At 67.0% G+C, this 23,096-nt stretch carries 23 protein-coding genes and 1 pseudogene; 8 read left to right on the top strand and 16 right to left on the bottom strand.

Features of this window, described 5'->3' with window-relative positions; all coding sequences use genetic code 11:
* Positions 1-86: 86 nt before the first annotated feature.
* Both AB0L82_RS24355 and AB0L82_RS24350 read left to right on the top strand, forming a co-directional pair.
* Positions 87-422, top strand: a pseudogene (locus AB0L82_RS24355) (transglycosylase SLT domain-containing protein); the annotation flags it as partial.
* Positions 423-660: 238 nt separating this feature from the next.
* Positions 661-1,638: a hypothetical protein gene (locus AB0L82_RS24350; protein WP_364640343.1), complete on the top strand. Its 978-nt coding sequence runs from the start codon at positions 661-663 to the stop codon at positions 1,636-1,638.
* A 68-nt stretch (positions 1,639-1,706) separates the two neighbouring features.
* Here the strand turns inward: AB0L82_RS24350 and AB0L82_RS24345 are convergent, their stop codons facing one another.
* Together AB0L82_RS24345 and AB0L82_RS24340 are read right to left on the bottom strand one after the other, a co-directional pair.
* Positions 1,707-2,051: a DUF6401 family natural product biosynthesis protein gene (locus AB0L82_RS24345; RefSeq protein WP_364640340.1), complete on the bottom strand. Its 345-nt coding sequence runs from the start codon at positions 2,049-2,051 to the stop codon at positions 1,707-1,709.
* Between the two features lie 95 nt (positions 2,052-2,146).
* Positions 2,147-3,322 carry an acyl-CoA dehydrogenase family protein gene (locus tag AB0L82_RS24340; protein ID WP_364640337.1) on the bottom strand — a complete coding sequence of 392 codons (1,176 nt, stop codon included), beginning with the start codon at positions 3,320-3,322 and terminating at the stop codon, positions 2,147-2,149.
* A 92-nt stretch (positions 3,323-3,414) separates the two neighbouring features.
* Between AB0L82_RS24340 and AB0L82_RS24335 the strand changes: the two genes are divergently transcribed.
* Positions 3,415-4,560: a cystathionine gamma-synthase gene (locus AB0L82_RS24335; RefSeq protein WP_364640334.1), complete on the top strand. Its 1,146-nt coding sequence runs from the start codon at positions 3,415-3,417 to the stop codon at positions 4,558-4,560.
* 123 nt (positions 4,561-4,683) lie between these two features.
* Here AB0L82_RS24335 and greA read toward each other — a convergent pair whose 3' ends face one another.
* Together greA and AB0L82_RS24325 are read right to left on the bottom strand one after the other, a co-directional pair.
* Positions 4,684-5,178, bottom strand: a complete 495-nt coding sequence (gene greA / locus AB0L82_RS24330; RefSeq protein WP_364640331.1) for a transcription elongation factor GreA — start codon at positions 5,176-5,178, stop codon at positions 4,684-4,686.
* A 247-nt stretch (positions 5,179-5,425) separates the two neighbouring features.
* Positions 5,426-5,842 carry a DUF4307 domain-containing protein gene (locus AB0L82_RS24325; protein WP_364640329.1) on the bottom strand — a complete coding sequence of 139 codons (417 nt, stop codon included), beginning with the start codon at positions 5,840-5,842 and terminating at the stop codon, positions 5,426-5,428.
* A 154-nt stretch (positions 5,843-5,996) separates the two neighbouring features.
* Here AB0L82_RS24325 and mca point away from each other — a divergent pair, with 154 nt between their 5' ends.
* Both mca and AB0L82_RS24315 read left to right on the top strand, forming a co-directional pair.
* Positions 5,997-6,911 carry a mycothiol conjugate amidase Mca gene (gene mca, locus AB0L82_RS24320; RefSeq protein ID WP_364640539.1) on the top strand — a complete coding sequence of 305 codons (915 nt, stop codon included), beginning with the start codon at positions 5,997-5,999 and terminating at the stop codon, positions 6,909-6,911.
* Positions 6,911-7,174 carry a hypothetical protein gene (locus AB0L82_RS24315; RefSeq protein ID WP_364640536.1) on the top strand — a complete coding sequence of 88 codons (264 nt, stop codon included), beginning with the start codon at positions 6,911-6,913 and terminating at the stop codon, positions 7,172-7,174. Before mca ends, AB0L82_RS24315 begins: the two co-directional genes overlap by 1 nt.
* An 88-nt stretch (positions 7,175-7,262) precedes the next feature.
* On the opposite strand, the gene AB0L82_RS24310 is transcribed toward AB0L82_RS24315, so the two are convergent.
* The 5 genes from AB0L82_RS24310 to AB0L82_RS24290 form a co-directional block, all read right to left on the bottom strand.
* A complete protein-coding gene (locus AB0L82_RS24310) occupies positions 7,263-7,955 on the bottom strand; it encodes an alpha/beta hydrolase (RefSeq protein WP_364640326.1) in 693 nt (230 codons plus the stop codon).
* A 220-nt stretch (positions 7,956-8,175) separates the two neighbouring features.
* Positions 8,176-8,604 (bottom strand): nitroreductase family deazaflavin-dependent oxidoreductase, encoded by a 429-nt coding sequence (locus AB0L82_RS24305; RefSeq protein ID WP_364640323.1) that lies wholly within the window; start codon positions 8,602-8,604, stop codon positions 8,176-8,178.
* Between the two features lie 70 nt (positions 8,605-8,674).
* Positions 8,675-9,310 (bottom strand): TetR/AcrR family transcriptional regulator, encoded by a 636-nt coding sequence (locus tag AB0L82_RS24300; protein WP_364640320.1) that lies wholly within the window; start codon positions 9,308-9,310, stop codon positions 8,675-8,677.
* A 22-nt stretch (positions 9,311-9,332) separates the two neighbouring features.
* Positions 9,333-9,785 carry a GtrA family protein gene (locus tag AB0L82_RS24295; RefSeq protein WP_364640533.1) on the bottom strand — a complete coding sequence of 151 codons (453 nt, stop codon included), beginning with the start codon at positions 9,783-9,785 and terminating at the stop codon, positions 9,333-9,335.
* A 275-nt stretch (positions 9,786-10,060) separates the two neighbouring features.
* Positions 10,061-11,317, bottom strand: a complete 1,257-nt coding sequence (locus tag AB0L82_RS24290) for a cytochrome P450 (RefSeq protein WP_364640317.1) — start codon at positions 11,315-11,317, stop codon at positions 10,061-10,063.
* 91 nt (positions 11,318-11,408) lie between these two features.
* Between AB0L82_RS24290 and AB0L82_RS24285 the strand changes: the two genes are divergently transcribed.
* Positions 11,409-14,582 carry a BTAD domain-containing putative transcriptional regulator gene (locus AB0L82_RS24285; RefSeq protein ID WP_364640314.1) on the top strand — a complete coding sequence of 1,058 codons (3,174 nt, stop codon included), beginning with the start codon at positions 11,409-11,411 and terminating at the stop codon, positions 14,580-14,582.
* Here the strand turns inward: AB0L82_RS24285 and AB0L82_RS24280 are convergent.
* Both AB0L82_RS24280 and AB0L82_RS24275 read right to left on the bottom strand, forming a co-directional pair.
* Positions 14,566-15,315, bottom strand: coding sequence for an ABC transporter permease (locus AB0L82_RS24280; RefSeq protein ID WP_364640311.1), 750 nt, complete (start codon positions 15,313-15,315; stop codon positions 14,566-14,568). The genes AB0L82_RS24285 and AB0L82_RS24280 overlap by 17 nt on opposite strands.
* Positions 15,315-16,253, bottom strand: a complete 939-nt coding sequence (locus AB0L82_RS24275) for an ATP-binding cassette domain-containing protein (RefSeq protein ID WP_364640308.1) — start codon at positions 16,251-16,253, stop codon at positions 15,315-15,317. Before AB0L82_RS24275 ends, AB0L82_RS24280 begins: the two co-directional genes overlap by 1 nt.
* Positions 16,254-16,426: 173 nt before the next feature.
* Here AB0L82_RS24275 and AB0L82_RS24270 point away from each other — a divergent pair, with 173 nt between their 5' ends.
* Together AB0L82_RS24270 and AB0L82_RS24265 are read left to right on the top strand one after the other, a co-directional pair.
* Positions 16,427-17,059 (top strand): DUF4097 family beta strand repeat-containing protein, encoded by a 633-nt coding sequence (locus AB0L82_RS24270; RefSeq protein WP_364640305.1) that lies wholly within the window; start codon positions 16,427-16,429, stop codon positions 17,057-17,059.
* Positions 17,060-17,164: 105 nt separating this feature from the next.
* Entirely contained in the window at positions 17,165-17,635 is a 471-nt protein-coding gene (locus AB0L82_RS24265; RefSeq protein WP_364640302.1) for a hypothetical protein, read from the top strand.
* A gap of 5 nt (positions 17,636-17,640) precedes the next feature.
* Here AB0L82_RS24265 and AB0L82_RS24260 read toward each other — a convergent pair whose 3' ends face one another.
* The 5 genes from AB0L82_RS24260 to AB0L82_RS24240 all read right to left on the bottom strand — a co-directional run bounded on the left by AB0L82_RS24260 (position 17,641) and on the right by AB0L82_RS24240 (position 23,071).
* On the bottom strand, positions 17,641-18,732 hold the full coding sequence (locus AB0L82_RS24260) for an ATP-binding protein (protein ID WP_364640298.1): 1,092 nt from the start codon (positions 18,730-18,732) through the stop codon (positions 17,641-17,643).
* Positions 18,733-18,930: 198 nt separating this feature from the next.
* Entirely contained in the window at positions 18,931-19,935 is a 1,005-nt protein-coding gene (locus AB0L82_RS24255) for an AraC family transcriptional regulator (RefSeq protein WP_364640295.1), read from the bottom strand.
* 412 nt (positions 19,936-20,347) lie between these two features.
* Positions 20,348-21,538 (bottom strand): family 1 glycosylhydrolase, encoded by a 1,191-nt coding sequence (locus AB0L82_RS24250; protein WP_364640530.1) that lies wholly within the window; start codon positions 21,536-21,538, stop codon positions 20,348-20,350.
* A 308-nt stretch (positions 21,539-21,846) separates the two neighbouring features.
* Positions 21,847-22,695, bottom strand: coding sequence for an acyl-CoA thioesterase domain-containing protein (locus tag AB0L82_RS24245; RefSeq protein WP_364640292.1), 849 nt, complete (start codon positions 22,693-22,695; stop codon positions 21,847-21,849).
* Between the two features lie 67 nt (positions 22,696-22,762).
* Positions 22,763-23,071: a hypothetical protein gene (locus AB0L82_RS24240; RefSeq protein WP_364640289.1), complete on the bottom strand. Its 309-nt coding sequence runs from the start codon at positions 23,069-23,071 to the stop codon at positions 22,763-22,765.
* Between the last annotated feature and the right edge of the window lie 25 nt (positions 23,072-23,096).

The raw sequence follows: 23,096 nt of genomic DNA, 5'->3' as shown, positions 1-23,096 counted from the left end.
GCTAGCTGACCATGCGCGATCAACACGGTCTATCCATTCAGCCAGATGTGCACGCTCGGCCCACAAGCAGCGGATCGGTCGCGCCGCCCGCCCCGTCCTACCCGGACAACCTGGACGGCTGGATCCGTCAGGCGCTGGACATCATGTCCCAGCGCGGCATCCCGGGCAGCTACGAGGGCATCCTCCGCAATATCCTGCGCGAATCCAGCGGCAACCCGCAGGCGATCAACCTGTACGACTCGAACGCGGCCATGGGCATCCCGTCCAAGGGCCTGCTCCAGGTGATCGACCCGACCTTCGCCGCGTACCACGTCGACGGCACCCCGTTCGATGTCTGGAACCCCGTCGCGAACATCGTGGCCGCCTGCAACTATGCGGCTGCGCGCTACGGTTCGATGGACAACGTCAACAGCGCGTACTGAGCCCGTCCCGGTTGACTCCGATCAGCCCGTGAAAAGCCGGTAAGACCCCGTCAGAGCCCTCCCGGAGCATTCGCTCCGGGAGGGTTTCGGCTTTTCGGAAGAGTCGTTCGGCAAATTACAGGCACCCGATTTGGCAACTATTTCGCAAACAGACGAATCTCATGATCGCCGACGGGTATAACCGCCCTTGGAGCAAGTTCCGGCAACCCGGCCGGAACGGATAGCGAAGGGACGGGGTATGCACACCTCGAGTTTGGCTATCGATATCCAGCAGGGCCTCTCGGACGCGTGGAGTTCGGTCGCCACGTTCGTGCCGAAGTTCGCGGGCTTCCTCGCCATCCTGATCATCGGCTGGCTGGTCGCCAAGCTTGTCGCCCGGCTGGTCACTCGGATTCTGCATCAGGTCGGCTTCGATCGACTCGTCGAACGCGGCGGCATCAAGGACATGCTCGCGCGCAGCAGCTACGACGCGGTCGGCATCATCGCCAAATTGGCTTACTACGCAATACTTTTGATCACGCTGCAACTGGGATTCGGTGTGTTCGGGCCGAATCCGATCAGCACCATGCTGGACGGCATCGTGTCCTGGCTGCCCAGGCTGGCCGTGGCCATCATCATCGTGTGCGTCGCGGGCGCCATCGCCACCGTGGTGATGGACATGATCGCGAATATGCTCAGCGGTCTGTCCTATGGCCGCATGATGGGACGCATTGCGGCGGTGTTCATCTGGGGCGTCGGCATCATCGCGGCGCTCAATCAGATCGGGGTGGCGACCTCGGTCACCATGCCGATTCTCATCACCGTGCTCGCGGTCATCGGCGGTGTGCTGGTGGTCGGCGTGGGCGGCGGATTGATCCGGCCGATGCAGCAGCGCTGGGAAGGCTGGCTCGAAACCATCGAGGGTGAGATGCCCGAGATGAAGGGTCATGCCGAGGCGTTCCAGCGCGGTCGTGAGGACGCGGCCCGCCAGCGCGAGGCGATGGAACAGCAGCGCGCGATGATGGCGCAGCAGGGTGGTCAGCGGCCCATGGGCGGACAGCAGATGCCGCCGGGCAAATGGGCCGAACAGCCCGTCGGCTCACCGGGTTACGGCCCGCAGGGTTACGGGCAGCAGGGTTATGGCCAGCAGGGCTACGGCCAGCCCGGTCAGCAGGGTCAGATGCCCGATCGCGGCGGCGATATGCCGGACCGCGGCGGTCAACCCGGTCGGTACTGACATTCACCAGGTGAAATGAAAGGGCCCACGTACTCGAGGTACGTGGGCCTTTTCACTGTCCTGAACTGTCATTCGCCGCGGGCGAGCGCGCACACCGCGGCCAGGCGCAGATGCACCCATTCGGCGCACTGCCAATCCTCGGAGTCGTACGGCGCTTGCAGCCCCGTCTCGCGCAGGTCCTCGAGCAGCCCGCGCGCGTATCCGGCGAGCAGCACGCTCACCGGGACGACGCTCGAATTCTCCACGCCCACTTCGAGAATGTCCCGAATGGCGGCGGCATGCTGATCCACCTGCGCGGCCACACCCGGGAACTCGCGCATGGCCTCGACGGCCGGAGCTCCGTGTGTGCGCTGCAGGCGGTTCAAAGTCTTACGCGCCGAGACGACGAGCAACGCGGAGCCGGGCAAAAACACCTGGTCATGCTAGCCGCCGCCCGGCATGCGCGGCACCCGCTGTGAGATATCGCGCACTTGTCGCCCGGATTCGTCTCCGAGATCGTGGACGGATCTCAGCGGAAGGCTTTGGATCCGGTGAGCGCTTCACCGAGCACCAGCTGGTGCACCTCCGCCGTGCCCTCGTAGGTGAGCACCGATTCCAGGTTGTTGGCGTGCCGCAGCACCGGGTATTCGAGGCTGATGCCGTTGGCGCCCAGGATGGTCCGGCATTCGCGGGCGATGGCGATGGCCTCGCGGGTGCTGTTCAGTTTGCCCGCGCTGATCTGTTCGCCGCGAATCACGCCCTGATCCTTGAGGCGGCCCAGGTGCAGCGCCAGCAGCTGTCCCTTGCCGAGTTCGACGGCCATATCCGCGAGCTTGGCCTGGGTGAGCTGATAGGCGGCGAGCGGCTTGTCGAAGACCTCGCGGCTGCGCGCGTAATCGATTGCGGCGGAAAGACAGTCGCGGGCCGCGCCGAGCGCGCCGAAGATAATGCCGAAGCGCGCCTCGGACAGGCAGCCCAGCGGCGCGGTGAGCCCGCGCGCCTCGGGCAGCATGGCGTCGGCGGGCAGCCGCACCCCGACCAGGGACAGTTCGGCGGTGATGGAGGCGCGCAGCGACAGCTTGCGATGGATTTCGTTGGCGCTGAATCCCGGTGTGTCCGTGGGGACTACGAAGCCGCGAATGGTGTCCCGCTCACCTTCGCGTGATTGTGCCCACACCACCGCCACATCCGCGACGGATCCGTTGGTGATCCACATCTTGGATCCGTCCAGGATCCAGTCGTCCCCGTCTCGCCTTGCGCGCGTGCGCATTCCGCCCGGATTGGATCCGAAATCCGGCTCGGTCAATCCGAAGCAACCCAGCAGCTGCCCCGCCGCCATCCCCGGCAGCCAGCGCTGCTTCTGCTCCTCGGACCCGTACTTGTGAATCGCCGTCATGGCGAGCGAGCCCTGTACCGAAACCATGCTCCGCACACCGGAATCCACCGCCTCGAGCTCCAGGCAGGCCAGCCCGTACGCGGTGGCAGAGGTCCCCGCGCAGCCGTATCCCTCCAGGTGCATGCCGAGCAGCCCCAGCTTCCCCAGTTCCGGTGCCAACTCCCGGGCCGGGAACGTCCCCGCCTCGAACCAGTCCGCGATATGCGGCCGCAACCGCTCCGCCGCGAAATCGCGCACGGTATCGCGAATAGCCCGCTCCTCATCACTGAGCAGAGAATCGATGGCGAACAGCTCGTCTACGGTGACCATGCCCACAGCCTAGGATGCCGCCGTCGCTGTCGGCGAGATCCGGTACCCGCCCGCGCGCAGGGGCGAATACGCAGCGACTTAGGCTGTGGGGTATGAGCGATCAGCTGGGTTTCTCCACACGGGCGGTGCACGCCGGGTTCGATCCGGACCCTCAGACCGGTGCGGTGAACGTGCCCATCTACGCGAGTTCGACTTTCGCCCAGGACGGCGTCGGCGGGATGCGCGGCGGGTACGAGTACGCGCGCACCGGTAATCCGACCCGGACCGCGCTGGAGGCGAATCTCGCGGCGCTGGAATCGGGCACCTACGGGCGGGCCTTCTCCTCGGGGATGGCGGCCACCGACTGTGCGCTGCGCGCGAATCTGCGGCCCGGGGATCACCTGGTCATTCCGGATGACGCGTACGGCGGCACCTTCCGGCTCATCGACAAGGTGTTCACCCAGTGGGGCATCGAGTACTCGGTGGCGCATGTGAACGATCCGGACGCGGTGGCCGCGGCCATGCGGCCGAACACCAAGCTGGTGTGGATCGAGACCCCGACCAATCCGCTGCTGAATATCGGCGATATCTCGGCGCTGGCCTCGGTGGCGCACGCCGGTGGCGCGAAACTGGTGGTGGACAACACCTTCGCCTCGCCGTACCTGCAGCAGCCGCTGCTGCTGGGCGCGGACATCGTGCTGCATTCGACCACCAAATACCTGGGCGGGCACTCCGATGTGGTGGGCGGCGCGCTCATCACCAACGATCAGGAGATGGACGCCAAGTTCGCGTTCCTGCAGAACGGCGCGGGCGCGGTGCCCGGTCCGATGGACGCGTTCCTGACCCTGCGCGGTATCAAGACGCTCGCGCTGCGCATGGACCGGCATTGCGACAATGCCGAGACCATCGCCGAATTCCTGGCCAATCACCCGAAGATCGCGCAGGTCATCTACCCCGGCCTGCCCGAGCACCCGGGTCACACCGTCGCGCAGAAGCAGATGCGCCGCTTCGGCGGCATGATCTCGGTGCGCGTGCACGGCGGTAAGGAAGCGGCCCTGGACTTCTGCGCCCGCACCAAACTCTTCACCCTCGCCGAATCCCTCGGTGGTGTGGAATCGCTCATCGAGCATCCGGGCGCCATGACCCATGCCTCCACGGCGGGCTCCCTCCTCGAGGTCCCCGCCGACCTGGTCCGCCTCTCGGTCGGCATCGAGGACATCAGCGACCTGCTGGCTGACATCGAACAGGCCCTCGCCTGACACCTGCCCCAAAAGCTAAGCGCCGCACCGGATTCCGGTGCGGCGCTTCGTCTATCCGGCCCCTGGCGCACTACGGCCCCCGGTCCGTTCGGGACCGGGGGCCGTCGAAGTGCTTGTGCTGCTCTAGCTGTGGTACGGCTCCGCGCTGACCAAGGTCACCTTCATGGTGTTGCCGTTGGGCAGGGTGTATTCGCGGGTCTCGCCGACCTTCGCGTTGATGAGGGCGCCGCCCAGCGGGGAAGCGGGGGAGTAGGTCTCCAGGTCGGCATTGCCGAGGCCCTCTTCGCGGGTGGCGATGAGGAAGGTTTCGGTATCGCTCTCGTCGCCGTCGTAATAGACCTTGACGACGGATCCGGGCAGCGCGACGCCGGACTTGGTCGGGGCGACGCCGACCTTCGCGTTGTTCAGCAGCTCCTGTAGCTGGCGAATGCGGGCTTCCTGCTGGCCCTGTTCTTCGCGCGCCGCGTGGTAGCCGCCGTTTTCCTTGAGGTCGCCCTCTTCGCGGCGCTCATTGATTTCGGCCGCGATGACCGGACGGTTGGCAATGAGCGCGCCGAGTTCGCTCGTGAGCCTCTCGTGCGACTCCGGGGTCAGCCAGGTCACGTTCGTCTCAGTCATCTCGATCACTCCCTAGTAGTTGTCCCCGGCGCATGCCGGGATTCCCTGATATCCGTTGTCGAAACCCGCCCGAGGGCAGGCATGACAACAGCGGACAGCCAGAGCCATCCTGGGGGAGGTTCCCGACAGCGCCGGCCGTCAATGCAGCAAACACGGCTCCGAACCCCGGAACCGTGTGTTGCGTTATTTTAGCACGAATCGCAAAGATGCAGGTAGAGGCGTCAAAGCGCGTTGAGTACCGGACTTTTCACCCGGCGCGCAGATACGCCGGTACGTCATCGGTGCAGGCGTAGACATTACCCGCGCCGGCCCGAGCGGTCGTTTTCAGGGTGGTCTGCAGGCGCACGGTGCCGCTGTCCGAGGCGGGGACGAGCACTTCGCGGCGGCCGACCTCTTCGCTGTCGGCGGTCATGGCGCGAACGATGCAAACGACCGGTTTGCCGGGATCCTTGCGGGTCACCTTGAAATCCACGCTCACGGTGGCGTCATCGACGACGGTGTAGCCGAGGCGATCGGGTTCGATGTCCTTGGGTCCGTACTGCTTGTAGCCCACATAGGCGACGCCGAGACCGGCGATGAGCACCACCGCGCTGATCGCGATCATGAGCCAGCGGGGGGTCTGGCGGCGCGCTGTCCCGTACCGGCCGGCCGGTCTTTCGCTCATGACTGGACGCTCCCGGGGGGTAGGTCGGAACAATTGACGGTCGGATGGAACTATAGGGAATGGAGATCGGCCACCCCCTGCCTGGATCTGGCGGAGAGCGATGAGGTGAAACAGTGATCGGTGAGGTGAACGAGAAGTGAGTGGTCTTCGCCTCATGGCGGTACACGCGCACCCCGACGACGAATCCAGCAAGGGTGCGGCGACCACCGCGCGCTATGCCGCCGAGGGCAATGACGTTCTGGTCGTCACCCTGACCGGTGGCGAGCGCGGTGACATCCTCAATCCGGCCATGGATACGCCCGGTATCAAGGAGAACATCTCCGAGGTTCGCCGTCAGGAGATGGCGGCCGCCGCGGCGGTGCTCGGCGTCGAGCAGTTGTGGCTCGGTTTCGTGGATTCCGGTCTGCCGGAAGGGGATCCGCTACCGCCGCTGCCCGAGGGCAGCTTCGCGCTGGTGCCCCTGGAGGAGGCCACCGAGGCGCTGGTGCGCGTGGTGCGGAAATTCAAGCCGCACGTCATGACGACCTACGATGAGATGGGCGGCTACCCGCACCCGGATCACATTATGTGCCACCAGGTTTCGGTCGCCGCGTTCGAGGCGGCGGGCGATCCGGAGCGCTTTCCGGACGCGGGCGAGCCCTGGACGCCGCTCAAGCTGTACTACAACCACGGTTTCAGCCTGGCCCGCCTGGAGATCTTCGCGGACGAGTACGAGCGCCGCGGCGAACCGTTCCCCATGCAGGAGTGGATGGACCGCATGCGCGGCTACGCCCGCGATCGCGGCGACATCATGGGCCGGGTCACCACCCAGATCGAATGCGCCAAGTACTTCCCGCAGCGCGATGACGCCCTGCGCGCGCACGCGACCCAGATCGACCCCAATGGCGCGTTCTTCGCCATCCCGGTCGATCTGCAGCAGAAGCTCTGGCCCACAGAGGAATTCGAGCTCGCGAAGACCCGGGTGCGCACCGCCATCCCGGAGACCGACCTGTTCGCGGGAATCGACGATGCCGACACCGAAGACGCTGCCGACACCGAGACTGCCCACACCGAGGACGCCACCCGATGATGCTCACCCTGCTCGCCCAGGCCCAGAACGCCCCCACCGGACCCGAATTCGGTAAGGCGTCCCCCCTGGGCCTGGTGATCGTGCTGGTGCTGCTGGTCGGCACGGTCCTGCTGGTGGTGAGCATGAACCGCCACCTGAAGAACCTGCCCGCCACCTTCTCCCCGGAACATCCGGAACCGGATCAGGAAGCGGACGAGGGCACCGAGCGGGGCATCATCAAGCAGGAGCAGGACGCCCCGAAGCCGGAGTCCACCACCAGCTGACCGGGTAACGCGCCGAACGGTTTTCGGCCGCGTCGCAGCGAATGACCAACGCCCGCCTCGGGATTCGAGGCGGGCGTTGCCGGTTTCGTCAGCTCAGTTCGGTGGCGGCCTCGACGATCAGGTCGGTGACCGCTTTCGGCTGCGATGCCAATGAGGCGTGGCTCGCCGCCAATTCGATCACCGCGCGCGGTTGCATGCGCGCGGCCATGCGGCGCTCATTGTCGGGATTGATCATGCGGTCGTCGGTGGACACCTGGTACCAGGTCGGTTTCGCCTTCCAGGCGGGTGCGGTGACGGTATCGCCGAAGGTCGACGCCAGTGGCGCCTTCTGGGTGACGGCCATGACGAGGGCTTCGTCATCGGGCAGGTCCTGGCAGAAGCTCTCCTGGAATTTGTCCTGCATGACCCACAGATAGCCGTCCGAATCGGGGGCCAGATTGGCGAAGGCGGCGGGCGGCAGTTCCTCGCTGATCTGTCCCGGGCTCTCGCCCGCATCGGGTGCGAAGGCCGCGATGTAGACCAGTCCGGCCACGTTCGGCAAATTTCCGGCTTCGGTGATGACCGCGCCGCCGTAGGAATGTCCGACCAGCAGTACCGGGCCGTCGATCTGCGCCACCATCTTGCGGGTGCGTTCGGCGTCGTCGGCGAGCGAGGTGAGTGGATTCTCCACCGCGTGCAGGTCACCGAACCCGCGCTGCCGCAATTCGACGATGACCTTTGCCCAGTGGGCGGCCCCGCCCCAGAATCCGTGAACCAGAACGATTGCCGGTTTGTCAGCCATGACCGTGCCTTTCGGGTGTGGTGATGCTGGAAGTGCTGCTGATGAGCTGTTCGGCATTCCCTTCGAGAATGGCGGGTGCCCGGGCGCGAGCGTTATCCGGGTCCGGTTTCACGGTAGGCGCGCGTGCGGCGGGCGCGCCTCACCTGTTCGGGGTGAGGCGGCTTCGGTCTCGGAACACCAAGGGGCACATCCGCGCCGGTATCGCGTGCGGCCCCCGGTGTCAGGCGCGGCGCAGTGCCAGCACGGGGATGACGCGAATGCCCGCGGTCTTCTCCTCGTACTCGGCGAATCCGGGATAGCGGCGGGCCTGTTCGGCGTAGATCCGGTCGCGTTCGGCCCCGGTCACCTCGGCCACCGTCACCGGGTAGGTCTGGGTGCCGACCTCCACCTCGCCCTTTCCGGCGGTGGTGAGGTTGTAGTACCAATCCGGGTTGGTGGGCGCCCCGGCCTTGGAGGCGAAGACGTAGATGAGTTCGGGGTCCTGCTCATCGGCCATGTACATCATCGGGCTCACCACCTGGCGTCCGCTCTTGCGTCCGACGCTGTGCACCAGCGTCATCGGCGCGCCTTCGAACGGTCCGCCGACGCGGCCTTCATTGGCGCGGAATTCGTTGATGATCTGGCTGTTCCAGTCCTGGGTTTCGGTCATGCCATGCATTCTTCCGGTGCGGCGCGGCATGTTCCGGGCGGCACGCGGTTCGGCGTGATCGGCCGGATCGCTACCGGGGCACCGCGAGGCTGGTCAGGAAGCAGGTGAGCACGGCGATGGCGTCGGTGAGTTCGGGGCGCGGGACCGAGGTGCTCCACTGATGCACCAGTGCCATCAGCGCGCCGATGAATCCGGTGGCGGCGGCGCGATAGCCGCCGGGGGGAACGAAGGTGGGGCCGAACGTCTTTCGCATTTCCTCGGCGAAGAAGTCGACCCATTTCTCGCGCTGTTCGATGCGGTGCGCCTCCACCGCGGCGCTGACGCCGACCACTTCGACGAACGTCACCTGGGCGCGATGCGGGTCGCGGCCGACGGATTCGGCGAAGGCGATGACCGCGGCCCGGGTCGGTGCGAGACCGTCCTGTGCGCCGGTGGCGGCGATGGCGGCGGCGACCTCGCGGCGGGCCACCTCCTGGATCTCGTCGTAGACCGCGAGCAGTAGATCCTCGCGATTGGTGAAGTGCTCGTAGAACTGGCTGCGGGCCAGCCCGGCGGCCCGGCACAGCATGGTGATCGAGCTGTTCTGGTAACCGCTCTCGCCGAATACCGCCAGTCCGGCGGTCAGGAATCGGGTACGCCGATCCGCCCGGCGGTCCTCCACCGGCAGTCCGTCGTAGGTCCGTGAGGATGTCCCGCTTACAGCCACCCGATCAGGGTAGTGCCCGATTTCAGAAGACGAAGCCGCGCAGGGCCAGGAAGCGTGCGCCGCCGATGGCGGCCATGACCGCGATCATGGCGGTGGCCTGGGTGAGTGCGCCGAGGCCGGGGGCGAGGTGGCCGAGCGCGGCCAGTGCGGCCGTGCTGATCGCCAGTCCGGCCAGGGCCAGGCCGCCGCCCTCCCACTGCGCGGTGAACCAGGTGACCCGGGCCGCGGCGCGGAAGGTGAGCCTGCGGTGCAGTTCGTTGGCGATCACCGTGCTGACGATCGAGCCCGCGATATTGGCGGCCAGCGGTCCCACCCCGGTCATGGCGGTGAACAGCAGCACGTAGGCGATATTGCTGGCCCCGCCGACCACGGCGAAGCGGATGAGTTGTGCGATGGCGTGATCGCCGCGCAGGAAGCGGCCCGCGCCGGTGAAACGATCGAGAAGTTGGCCGCGCAGCACCGGGTAGGCGCCGATGGTCCGGTCGATGCTGTCGAGGAATGCGGTGTCCCCGTAGGCGGTCCGGAAGCCGGGGGCGGCGAGTGCGGTGCTGTTCACGTGATTACTGTCGCGAACCCGGCTGACACCGCTCTGTCGTCGCGCTGACAGCGCTCTGACGTGCTGTCCGGCCTGGTCACGACGTTGCGCTGATCCGCCCGGACTCCCGGCGCGATGCCCGAACTCCCGGCCGAACGCCGAAAGCCCCGGCTGATCGGCCGGGGCTGGGAATCGGTGCTATGGCGTCGGGTCGATCACTGCCCGTCGGATCGGATGTGCACGGTGTGCGTGGCGGATTCGGTCCAGGTGACCGGAAGTTCGTGCACGCCATAGATATTCATATCGGTGCGCAGTCGCACCCGGTCGGCGGGGATGGCGAGTTCGAGGGTCGGGAAGCGGCGCAGCAGTCCCTCGAAACCGGCGCGCATTTCGATGCGGGCCAGCTGCATGCCCAGGCAGGCGTGGATGCCGTGGCCGAAGGCGAGGCGGCCGCCGGTCTCGCGGTGGATATCGAAGGTGTCGGCGTCGTCGAAGCGGCGCGGATCGCGGTTGGCGGCGAGCAGCGAGACCACGACGGTCGAGCCCTGCTCGATGAGCTCGCCGCCGACCTCGAGGTCCTCGGTGGCGTAGCGGTAGAAGATGTCGGCCACGGTCAGATAGCGCAGCAGTTCCTCCACCGCGCCGGGCATCAGGTCCGGGTTCTCGCGCAGTTCGGCGAGTTGTTCGGGATGTTCGAGCAGCGCGAAGGTGCCCAGCGCCAGCATGTTCGCGGTGGTTTCGTGGCCCGCGAGCAGCAGCAGGAAGGAGATGCCGACCAGTTCGTCGATGCCGAGGTCCTCGTTGCGGGCCAGATCGGACAGGATGTCCTCGCCGGGTTCGGCCCGCTTGCCCACCACCAATCCGGCCAGGTAGCTGGTCATCGCGCCGTAGGCCGCCATCTTGTCCTCGAGCGCCTGATCCTTGATCAGGAATTGCGCCGTATTGACCTGGAAGGCGGCCCGATCCGCGTACGGCACCCCGAGCAGTTCGCAGATCACCAGCGACGGCACCGGCAGCGCGAATTCCTTGACCAGGTCGATCGGCGGGGTCAGCCGCGCCATCTCGTCGAGCTGCCGCTCGGTGATATCGATGATGTGCTGCTGCAACTCCTTCATGCGCTTGACGGTGAACGCGCCGGTCAGCAGCCGCCGCAGCCGGGTGTGGTCCGGCGGGTCCATGGCGATGAACAGGCCCGGGGTCTGCGGGGACGGTTCGGTGGCGGCGGGCATGCCGGGCGTCTCGTAGGGCACGTGCACGATGCCGATGTCCTGTCGCGAACTGAATCGGGTATCGGACATGACCTGGCGTACCGCGTCGTATCCGGTGATCAGCCAGCCGCGGTGGCCGTCCGGGAAGAGCAGCGGGCTGACCGGGCGGGCGGTGCGCAATTCGGTGATCTCGCGGGGCGGGGCGAAGGGTCCGGCATTGCGGTCCATGGGGAGACCGGAGGGGATGGAAGCCGTGTGAGTCATGGGATCACGGTCGCCGCCGGGCCTGACATGGGCCTGTCACGGCTCTGACACGCGGTGACCCTGGTCGATCGACCATGGCAGGATCAGCCGGGTGCAGATCGGGATACTTGGACCATTCGAGGTGCGTTCGGCCGACGGAGTGATCGCCGATGTACCGGGTGCGCGGTTGCGCGGGCTGTTGATCGCGCTCGCGTTGCAACCGGGTCACGCGGTCCCGAAGGCGTCGCTCATCGATTGGATCTGGGGCGAGAATCCGCCCGCCGACGCCGCGAACGCCTTGCAGCGCTTGGTTTCCCGATTGCGCAAGGTACTGCCGGAGGGCGTGGTGGAGGGCCAGGCCGATGGATACCGGCTGGCGGTGCCCCCCGATGCCGTGGATGCCGTGCGTTTCGAAAACCTTGTCGCCCAGGCACGCCGGGATGAGGATCCGCGCCGGCTGCGCGAGGCGCTCGCGCTGTGGCGCGGTACGCCCATGCAGGACATCGGTTTACAGGAGAGCGGGGCGTTCGACGCGGCGGTCACCCGGCTGGAGGGTTTGCGCCTGGCCGCCATGGAGGATCGCTTCGACGCGGAGATCGGGCTCGGCCACGGCGCTGATCTGGTCACCGAACTGACCGATTCGGTTGCCGCGCACCCGATGCGCGAACGACTGGTCGCGGCGCTGATGCGGGCTCTGGTTGCCAGCGGCCGCGATACCGAGGCCCTGCGCGTCTACGAGCGGTTGCGCGAAACCCTCGGTGATGAGCTGGGCGTCGATCCGTCACCGGAATTGGCGGCCCTGCATATGGCGCTGCTGCGCGGTGAGCTGGCCGTGCGGCGCGAGGAGCACCGCAGGGACAATCTGCGCGAGGAGCTGACCAGCTATATCGGCAAGGACGGCGATATCGAGGTGGTGCGCACGCTCATCGGCGACCATCGGCTCACCACCCTGATCGGTCCGGGTGGCTCGGGCAAGACCCGGCTGTCCACCGAGACCGCGCGCACGCTGCTCGGCGATTTCCCGGACGGTGTCTGGGTGGTCGAGCTCGCGCCCATCGGCGCGGACGGTGATCACGCGAGCGGAAACCATGTCGCACAGGCGACTTTGGCCGCACTCCGGCTACGCGATGCCCTGCACGGCGAGGCTCCGGACGCGGAGGCGATGGATCGGGCCATTGCCGCACTGCGTGATCGGTCGATGCTGCTGATCCTGGACAACTGCGAGCATGTGATCGAGTCCGCGGCGATCTTCGCCCATCGAGCGCTCGGCGAATGCCGTCGGCTGCGGATTCTGGCGACCAGCCGGGAACCGCTCGGCATCACCGGTGAGGCGCTGTGGCCGGTGGCCCCGCTGACGCTGCCGCAGTCGGATGCCGATCCGGCGGAGATCGAATCCGCACCGGCGATCCAGCTGCTGCGCGATCGTGCGGCCGCGGTGCGCAATGACCTCGCCGATGATGCGCACACCCGCGCGACGCTGGCGCGGGTGTGCCGGGCGCTGGACGGTATGCCGCTGGCCATCGAACTCGCCGCGGCCCGATTGCGCACCATGTCCCTGGATCAGCTGGCGCATCGGCTCGATGACCGCTTCCGCCTGCTGACCGGCGGCAGCCGCACCGCACTGCCTCGGCACAAGACGCTGCGCGCGGTGGTGGACTGGAGCTGGGAACTGCTGACCGAGCCCGAACGCGTTGTGCTGCGCCGGCTTTCGGTGTTCGCGGGTGGTGCGGGCCTGGAGGCGGCCGAACGGGTGTGCGCGGATATCGGCGGCCAGCCGGGCGCGCTGGTCGAACAGTACGAGGTGTACGACCTGCTCACCGCGCTGACCGAGAAGTCGCTGCTGGTGGTCACCGGCGGTGACAGCGCGCCGCGCTATCGCATGCTCGGCACCATCAAGGAGTACGCCGAACAGCGGCTGGCCGAGGCGGGCGAGTCGGAATCGTTGCGCCGCAACCATCTCGCGTATTTCACCGCGTTCGCCGAGATCGCGGAACCGCAGTTGCGCCGGGCCCAGCAGTTGGACTGGCTGCGCCTGCTCGATGCCGAGCACGACAATATCGCCGCCGCCATGCGCGGCGCCATCGCGGCCGAGGAGGTGAACGGGGCCATGCGGCTGGCCGCGGCGGCGGGCTGGTACTGGTGGCTGGCCGGATACAAGGCCGAGGGCAATGAGCTGATCATGGCGGCCACCGCGCTGTCCGGCGAGGTCTCCGATGAGGCTCGGGCCGTGGTGTATTCGTTCGTCGTGCAGTTCCTGAGTTCGGGGCGGCAGGGCGATCAGTATCAGGCCCAGGAGTGGATCCACAAGGCGTACGAGATCACCCGGCGGGTCGAGATCCGCCATCCCGCGGCGCGATTCGCCGCTCCACTGGAGCGCATGCTGGAAGCGCCGGACGCGTTCCTGCCCGCCTGGGAGACGCTGCTGGACGATACCGATCCGTGGGTGCGGGCGCTGGCGCGATTGCAGTTGGGCAATCTGCGCGTCCAACTCGGGCAGGACGGCCGGGAGGTCGACGGCCATCTGGAGCAGGGGCTCGCCGAATTCCGGGAAATCGGCGACCGCTGGGGGATTTCGTTCGCCCTGACCATGCTGGCGAATCGCATCGCCATGCGCGGTGAGTTCGCCGCCGCGTGCGCGTATTACGAGCAGGCGATCGTGGTGGTCGAGGAGATCGGCGCCAGCGAGGACGCGGTGCCGATGCTGTCGCGGCAGGCCCAATTGTATTGGCTGCTGGGCGATTTCGAGGCGAGCGCGGCGGCCATGGCACAGGCGGACCGATCCATGGAGCGGGTGGCGTGGCCGAATGTGCTCGCCGATCTGGCGCTGTCGAAGGCGGAGCTGGCGCGCTGGAGCGGTGACGCGGAGCAGGTGTACCGCCAATTGGATGTGGCCACCGCGATTTTGGGGGAGAGCGCCGATCGTGGGATCGTGCGTTCGATCATTCAGGACCTGCTGGGTTATCTGGCCGAGGATCTCGATGTGGCCCGCACGCACCGGGCGGCGGCATACGAGGCGGCGCTGGAGGCGGGGCACGCGCCGCAGATCGCCCAGGCGGTGCTCGGCATCGCGGATTTGTCGCTGCGCGAACAGGATTACGAACAGGCCGCGCGATTGCTGGCGGCGAGTGCCGCGGTGCGCGGGCTGCCGGATCGATCCCAGCCCGATGTGGCCCGCATCGAGGCGGAAACGCGAAATCGCCTCGGTGACAATAAGTTCACCGAGGCGATGGAGCAGGGTGCGCGGGCTGACTGGCGGGAATTGGTTACGGTCACGCTCGCTTCGTGAAAGTGGCCGAGGCCCAGAAGTATCCGATGATCGCGATGCCGGCGCACCAGGCGATGGCGATCAGGGCCTTGCCACCGTCCGGGGAGCCGTTGAGCAGTCCGCGCATGGTTTCGATGATCGGGGTGAAGGGCTGGTACTCGGCGAACTGCTTGAGTCCCGGGCCCATCTTGTCGGCGGGGACGATCGCGCTGCTGAAGAAGGGCAGCATGACCAGCGGCACCGAAGCCATGCCCGCCGTCTCCGGGGATTTGGCGAATAGGCCGAGGGCGACGGTGAACCAGCCGGTGGCGACGCCGAGCAGGACCACCATTCCGGCGACGCCGAGCCAGTCCACGGCACTGGCGGACGGGTTGAAGCCGAGCAGGAACGCGACGCCGATCAGGGCCGCGATGGCAATGATATTGGTGAGCACGCTGGCCACCACGTGACCGGTCAGCACCGCGCCGCGGGAGACGTCCATGACCTTGAACCGGTTGATGATGCCCTTGGTCATATCCGAGTTCACCGCGGTGGCGGTGCCGCCGAGGCCGTAGCAGACGGCGAGCAGGATGAGGCCGGGCGTCGCGTAGTCGATGTAGTCGACGCCGACGTTGAAGGCGTCGCCGAACATGTACACGAACATCAGCATGATGATGATGGGCATCAGCACCGCGTTGAACACCGAGGTGGGGTTCCGGGCGATGTGCTTGAAGTTGCGGCGCAACATGACAATTGCTGGGGACTTGGCGCTCATTACGCTGCCACCTCCGTGGTACGGCCCGTCAGGGCGAGGAAAACGTCATCGAGATCGGGTGTGTGCACGGAGAATTCCGCCGCGGCGAGATGGTGCTGATCGAGCCGGTCCAGCAGTGCGCGTAGCGAATTGGTGCCGGTGTCGCTGGGCACCCGCAGGGTCAGGTTCTCCTCGTCCACCGTTGATTCGGGGAAAACCGTTGCGGCGGAAGCGAGTTGGGTGGGATCGCTGAACCGCAGGCGGACATGGGTGCCGGGCAGTTGGCGCTTGAGTTCGTCCGGGGTGCCGTGCGCGACGATGCGGCCCTGATCGAGCACCGCGACCTGGTCGGCGAGCTGATCGGCCTCCTCCAGGTACTGGGTGGTGAGGAAGATGGTCACGCCCTCGGCGACCAGATCGCCGATGATGGACCACATGGTGCGCCGGCTGCGCGGATCCAATCCGGTGGTGGGCTCGTCGAGAAAGATGACACTGGGGGTGCCGACCAGGGTCATGGCCAGATCGAGTTTGCGGCGCATACCGCCGGAGTAGGTGGAGGCGTGCTTGCGGGCGGCCTCGGTCAGCTCGAAGCGGTCCAGCAGGTCCGCGACGATCCGCTTACCGTCCTTACCGCCGATCCCGTGCAGGTCCACCATCAGCTGGAGGTTCTCCTGCCCGGTCAGCAGTTCGTCGACCGCCGCGAACTGACCGGTGACCCCGATGGCCGCGCGGACCGCCTTGGCCTCGGTGGAAAGGTCGTGTCCGGCGACTCGAATCGATCCGCTGTCGGCCTTGATGAGTGTGGTCAGTACGTTCACCGTGGTGGTCTTGCCCGCCCCGTTCGGGCCGAGCAGCGAGAACACCGTGCCCGCCGGGACGGTCAGGTCGATGCCGTCGAGCACGACCTTGTCCCCGTATGCCTTTCGCAGTCCCTGGACCGCGATTGCTGAGTTCGTCATGGCACAAACTTTCGGGGTCCGGCCTGACACCCGGCTGTCACGCTCCTGACACGGTGATTTCGGCGGTGGCGGTGGTGTCAGCGCGGTGACCGGGCGGTGTCAGGACGCCCGGCGATCGTAGTTCTCGTCGCACTCGATCGAGGCGGCACACCCGCTCGAACAGGAGTACCGCCATGACCACCTTCCAGACCCCCGCCCCCATCGCCCTCACCGTCGACGTGCCCTCGGGCAGCGTGCATATCATCGCCTCGGATCGGTCCGACACCGTGGTTCAGGTCCGCCCGGCCAACCCGTCCGATAAGGATGATGTGCGCGCCGCCAAGCAGATCAAGGTCGATTTCAGCGCGGGCCGCTTGACCGTGAAGACGCCGAAGAGCTGGCGCACCTACAGCCCGTTCGGCGGCAATGCCGCGATCGAGGTGATCATCGAGGCGCCCACCGGTTCGCAGCTCGCGGCCACGCTGGCGATGGGCAAATTAGTGGCCAGCGGTGCGTTCGACGGCTCCGATCTGGAGGTCTCCTGCGGCGACATCATCGTGGACAGCCCGCGCGGTGCGGTGACCGCGCGCACCGCGAAGGGTGATATCCGGGTCGGCGACGCCTCGAACGGGGTGCTGCGGCTGGAGACCTCCATGGGTGAGCTGGAGGTGGGCGTGCACCCCGGCAGCGCGGTACAGCTGGAGACCAATACCCAGCACGGTTCGGTCCGCAACCAGCTGGCCCCGGTCGCCGCCGATGCCGGCACCGTGCAGGTGCACGCCCGAAACTCGTACGGCAACATCATCGTTCACCACAGCGCCGCGTGATCGGCCGCACCGGTGCCGCCGCGCGCGTCGATCCCACTGAATCATCCCTCGGCGGATAGCCTGACCTGGGAAAACAGTTGACCGACGAGCAGCTGGAGGGCATCGATGTGGAGTTCGGCGGGACGAATCGACGCCGCCGCGCGGGTGCTCGCGCTCTGCGCCGCCCCGATGCTCCTCGCCGGAGCGTGCGGCGGCCACTCCGAATCCTCGGCCCCCGCCTCCGAGGTGGACGCGGTGACCACGACCTTCGAGCACTTCTTCGACAGTTCGCTGCCCGTCGATCAGAAGATGGCGCTGGTCGAGAACGGTCAGGCGTTCGAGGAAACCCTGAAATCCCAGGCGAATTCGTCGATAGCCGGGGGTGCGTCGGCCTCGGTCGCCCAGGTCGACAGCACCGGGCCGGATCGCGCCGCGGTGACCTTCACCATCAAGAAGCACGGCTTCCCGCTGCTGCCCAACCGGCACGGTGAGGCGATCCGCATCGACGGTTCCTGGAAGGTCAGCGCCCAAACCTTTTGCAGCCTGCTGCAATTGGAGCGCAGCGCACCGCCGGTCTGCGATGCTCCGGCCAAGTGAGTCGGCTATCCGGTTGCGGCGGTGCGGAATTCGATCCAGAAGGTGCTGCCGACGTCCGGTTGGGCGTCGACCCCGTGAGTGCCGTTGTGCGCGTGCATGATCGCGGCGACGATGGCCAGGCCCAGGCCGTTGCCGCCCGCGCTGCGCGCCCGGCCGGTATCCACCCGGTAGAAGCGGTCGAACAGGTGCGGGAGATGTTCGGGCGGGATGCCGGGGCCGTGGTCGATGACCGCGATGCGCACGGCGTTCGCGGCGGTGACGCGAATGGTGATCGGGGCGTCGTGCGGGGTGTGGCGTAAGGCATTCGTCGCCAGGGACAGTACGGCCTGGGTCACCCGGTCCGGTACCGCGTCGGCGAAAGCCGAAGTGGGGGACTCTATTTCGATGCTGCGGCCGGGTGCGATGACATGCAGATCGTCGACGATGGCGGTGATGAGCGGCACGACGTCGACGGGTCCGCGATCGGTGAGGCCGTGTTCATCGAGATTGTCGAGATTATTGAGATCGAGCAGGGCTTCGACGATGCGGCTCATGCGCTGCGCCTCGTCATTGATGCGCCGCATGGCATCGTGCACCTCATCTGCCCCCGATGAGTGCAGGGCGGAGTACCCGCGCAAGGTCGTGAGCGGGGTGCGCAATTCGTGTGAGGCGTCGGCGACGAAGCGGCGCATGCGATCCTCGGTCGCCCGGGTGGTGTCGATCATCGTATTGAGGGCCTTGGCGAGCCGGTCGGCCTCGGTGCCGGGCGGACCCGCGTCGATGCGGCGTTTGGTGGCCCCCGCGGTGATGGCGTCGGCGGCCTCGGTCATGCGCGCGATGGGCACGAGTCCGAGGCGATGCACCCAGCCGACCACCGAGCCCACCACCACGGTGAGCGCGAGGCCCGCGATGATCAGGGTGATGATCAGGCGCTCGGTGGCATCGTGCGCGCTCTGCGCGGATATGGCGATGACGACGTCGACGGGACCGTTGCGGACGGTCACCACGCGCACCTCCGAGGCGTTTCCGGAGATCGTCGGCCTGCCCGTGGGTTTCGGGAGATCGCCGACGCCTTTCAGATCGGGGATGAGGTCGGGATCATTGCTCGGTCCCTGCACGGTGGTGAGAGTGCCGTCGGCGCTTCGGATTCCGAGATAGATATCGCCGAAGGCCAGCGACGATCAGATCGCCAAGGCCAAGGCGGCCTTCGAGGCCTGCGGCATCGCCGCGCCGAACCGCTAGCCGGATCCGAATCGGCATGCGGTCGGTGCGGTGTCATACGACGGCGCGTCGCCGGGCGGGTGTGGAGCCGGAGGCTAGACGAGCTCCGGCTCCGGCAGTCGCGTGCCCGCGCGTCCCCGCCGCGCGCGGTATTCCTGTGGCGGACAACCCTTCCAACGCCGGAAGGCCCGAATGAACGAAGCCGCCTCCGCGTACCCGAGTCGCGCCGAGACTTGTTCGGTGGTCATCTCGGTGTGTTCGAGCAGTTCCTCGGACAGTGCCTGGCGCACCTCGTCGAGCAGTATGCGGAAGGAAGTGCCCTCCTCGGCGAGCCGTCGGGACAGTGTGCGCGGGCTGACGAAGAGTTCGGCGGCCACCGACACCTGATCCGGGATCTCGCCGGGGGTGCGTACCAGCAGACCGCGCACCTCGCCCGCGACGCCGGTCCGGGCGTGCCGCCGGGTCAGCAGGTCACGGCACATCTGCTCGCAGGTGCTGCGGGCCGATTCGTTCGCCCGCGGCAGTGGCAGATCCAGGAAAGCGGCCTGGAAAGCGATCTCATTGCGGGCGGCACCGAAGGTCGGCTCCAGGTCGAACACCCGGCGATAGCGGGCGGTGTCGGCGGGCCGCTGGTGCCGGAAGCCGATGCGGTGCAGCGGGATTCCGGCCGAGAAGAGTTCGGTGCCGATCATCTGGATACCGGTCAGCACCCGGTCCGTGACGAAATCCCGCACGTCCTCGGGCACCTCGCGGTCGTCGTAGACCAGTCGTGCCTCATCGTCGGATTCCTCGAAGGTCAACTGTCCGAACATGAAAGCCAGTTCGACCGAGCGCAGCGCGATTCCGATGGCATCGCGCAGGGTCCGGCTGCTGAGCAGTGCCAAACCGAGTGGTCCGTGGCGAGATATGCGATACCGGCTGCCCGCGTCCACCCCCAGTCCGGGTTCATCGCCGAAGTGAGCGAGCACATTCCGGATCAGGGTGAGCTCCTGCCGGGCGGTGACCTGGGCATTCGGATGGTTCACCGTCTCAGTCGGTAGCCCGGTACCCGTCAGGCAGGCGGTCGCCCGCATTCCTCGTTCCTCCGCGAGCCGTGTCATCACGTGGACGCTGGAGGTATTGCGCAAGAGATCCCAATCGAACATGGTGCTGTAGTCCTCATCGACTCCTCGGACCGGCCACCGTCCCAGAGGGTTGGTGGTTCGGCTCGCCTTTCCGGTTGCCAGTGTGGCACAAACTGCACCCGGAAATGTTATGCACAGCACCGACCGCCCGCGTCCGTCTGAGATCGACAGTCGGAGCGGCAACCCTTCGGACCATCGTATTCGCTGGTAGTGCCGATATTGGAGATCTGGAGCTGAGGAGGCTCGCGGGAAATTTCGGGAAATGCCCGGGATGGTGGCATCGGTGAGTTGACGGTGAGATTGCCTCAGACGATTCTGTGTCGAATGTCGTGGCGACCGTTCCGCAAACCGGTTCGGGGGATCCGCCCGACCGCGTTGCCGTGGTCGGCTACGGGACCGAGACCGGGCGTAGGCAGCTTTCCAGTGGGGTGACGATCGAGCAGAGGGCTGGGGTGCGGGTGGGGCGGTAGTCGGCGGGGACGCCGGTGTGGGTGGTGATGTCGCGGTAGGCGGCGACGGCGGTGGTGGGGCGGCGGGTGAGGGCGGGGTCGGATTTGACGTCGACGGTGTAGAGGCCGAAACGTGGTGCGTAGCTGCCCCATTCGTAGTTGTCGGTGATGCTCCAGTAGTTGTAGCCGATCACGTTGATGCCGTCGGCTTTGGCGCGCTGGATCCAGTAGACGGTGTCGCGCAGGTGGTCCGCGCGGTCGTAGCCGTCCCAGCGGGGGAGGCCGCTGTCGGTGGGCATACCGTTCTCCACCACGTAGAGGGGGAGTCCGGGGAATTTCTCGGCGTAGGTGCGCAGGTCGTAGTAGATGCCCTCGGGTTCGATGGCGTTCTTCCACAGTTCGTCGCCGAGCAGGGCGGTGCCGGGCGGATTCGACAGGGACGCACCGTAATAGAAGTCGATGCCGACGTAATCGAGTTTGCCGTGCACGCGATCGGCGAACAGCAGATCGGTCAGGTTCTGCACGATCGGGTACTGCGCGATATTGCTGGTCACCTGTGCGCCCGGCTGGCGCTGGTGGATGTAGTCGTAGATCGTGCTGTGCGCCTGGACCAGCCGATCGAACATCGGCAGCGCGTCCAGCACGCCGATATCGCCGATCTTGATCGATTGCGCCACATAGCCCATCGGCTCATTGATGGTCACCCACAGCGGGTTGTACCCCGCGTAGCGGTCCACCACCCGCCGCATATTGGCCAGCCAGTCCGACACCATGTTCTTGCTCTTCCAGCCGCCCCGATCGGCTTCCCATCCGGGAATCACCCAGTGATCGAGGGTCAGCATGGGCCGCATACCGGCGGCCCGAATCTTGGCCAGCACCTCGTCGTAGAACCGGAAGTCGTTCTCGTCCCACACATCCGGGCGCGGCTGCACCCGCGCCCATTCGATGCTGAGCCGATAGACCTTCACCCCCAGCCCGGCCGCCAGATCGATGTCCTCGGCATACCGGTCGAAGAAGTCCACCGAATCCCCGTACGTGTCCCGGGCCTTGCCGGACTTCGCGTATCGGCTCCAATTGCTATCGGGCGCATGACCTTCGGATTGGAAACCCGCCATGGACACACCCCACATGAACCCGGACCCGAGGGCGGGCACGGTGGTCGGCGCTCCGGAACTACCCGTCCCGGATCCGCTGGAACTCCCCGACCCCGACCCGCTTCCGGATCCGGACCCCCCGCTCCCGGTGGGCGCGGCTCCAGCCGCGCCGGATGCCGCCAATGTGATCGCCACGGCCGCCAATACGGCCCGGACCAGTCGAGATCGTCTCATTCCAGTACATCCTCCAGCGCGACCCAGCGCGTCCCCGACATGGCCGCGCTGGTGCCCAAGACCATACTGGTCAATCGTCCAGCACGGGCCGTAATCGGCGCGCGGAGGGATTACGGCCGTTCGCCGCCGCGCATCAGGCCGTGCGCGTCCACCGACGCCACCAATTCGCCCGCGCGCGTGAATATCTGGATCCGGGTGAACATGCGCCCGGCCCCCGCGAACGGGCTCTCGCAGCGCAGCAGCAGCCAATCGTGCAGCGTGAACGGGCGGTGGAAGGTAATGGTCTGCGCGAGCATGGCCGCGGCCGAACGTCCACCGCGCCTGGCGATCTCGGCCTGCGGGTACGGGCGCATGGCGACCGGTCCGAGGAAACCCTCACTGCCGTGCGCCAGCAGCGCCCGGTTCACGCCGGGCAGGTCGGGGGCCTTCTCGCAGCGCATCCACACATCCAGCGACGGCGGTCCCGCGAGGTCGAGCGCCACCGCCTCGGCCCCGCCGACCGTGCGGACCTCCCACGGCAGCAGCGCGCACGGCAGCTCATCGCAGTCCTCGGGTCCGGGCAGTCCGGCGGGCAATTCCGCACCGTGCGAAAGGAAGTCGGGTTCGTCGACGCTCAGCATGGCCAGCACTCGCGCATGCTCGCGCTCCTGCTGCCGGAAGGTCACCTGCACGGTCGCGAGCGCCCGTCCCGATTGCACGATCTCGACGTCCACCTCGACATCCCGATCGGCGAACCCGCCGCGCGGGAAAACCCCGTGCAGTGATTGCACCGCCATATGCGGCACCGTGCGCTCGGCGGCGATCACGGCCTGGGCCAGCGTCTGACTGCCGAGCGTGGTCGGCAGGGTGGAACTCACATTCCGGGCCCGGAATCGCCCGGGGCCGATATCGCCGAGATCGAGTACGTCGAGCAGATCGGTCAGATCGACGACCGGCCATAAATGTGTTCCACCAGCCATGGCGAAATGCTCGCACACCCTTCCCATGCGGGGGAACGCGAGGAGCGCTGAGCGGGACGCCCCCGCCTCAGCTCGCGGAACCGTACTGTTCCAACACCTCCGGCGGCAGGCTGAGCGCCGCCTCGATCATTCCGGCCGCATGCCAGAGCCCGATCCGATCCAGCGCCTCGACCGATCGCACGCAGATATCCCGATCCAATTCGGCCATGCGGTTTCCGCAGCGATCGCGCTCGGCGATCTCCTCCGCATCGGTGGCCTCGCGCAGCCGTTCCACCACCTCCGCCAGCCGGGCGCGTTCCCGGGTGGGCTCGTACAGCGGGCGCAGCGCGGCAAGGATCTGCCGATCACTGACCTCGGGTACCTCGTTCCAGCTCATATCTCTCCTATGCTGACGGTTCCGG

It is taken from the genome of Nocardia sp. NPDC052001, from assembly GCF_040680615.1.
Taxonomy (GTDB): Bacteria; Actinomycetota; Actinomycetes; order Mycobacteriales; family Mycobacteriaceae; genus Nocardia.
Note: the sequence above shows the minus strand (reverse complement) of the source record. Positions and strands in the feature narration are given on the sequence as shown.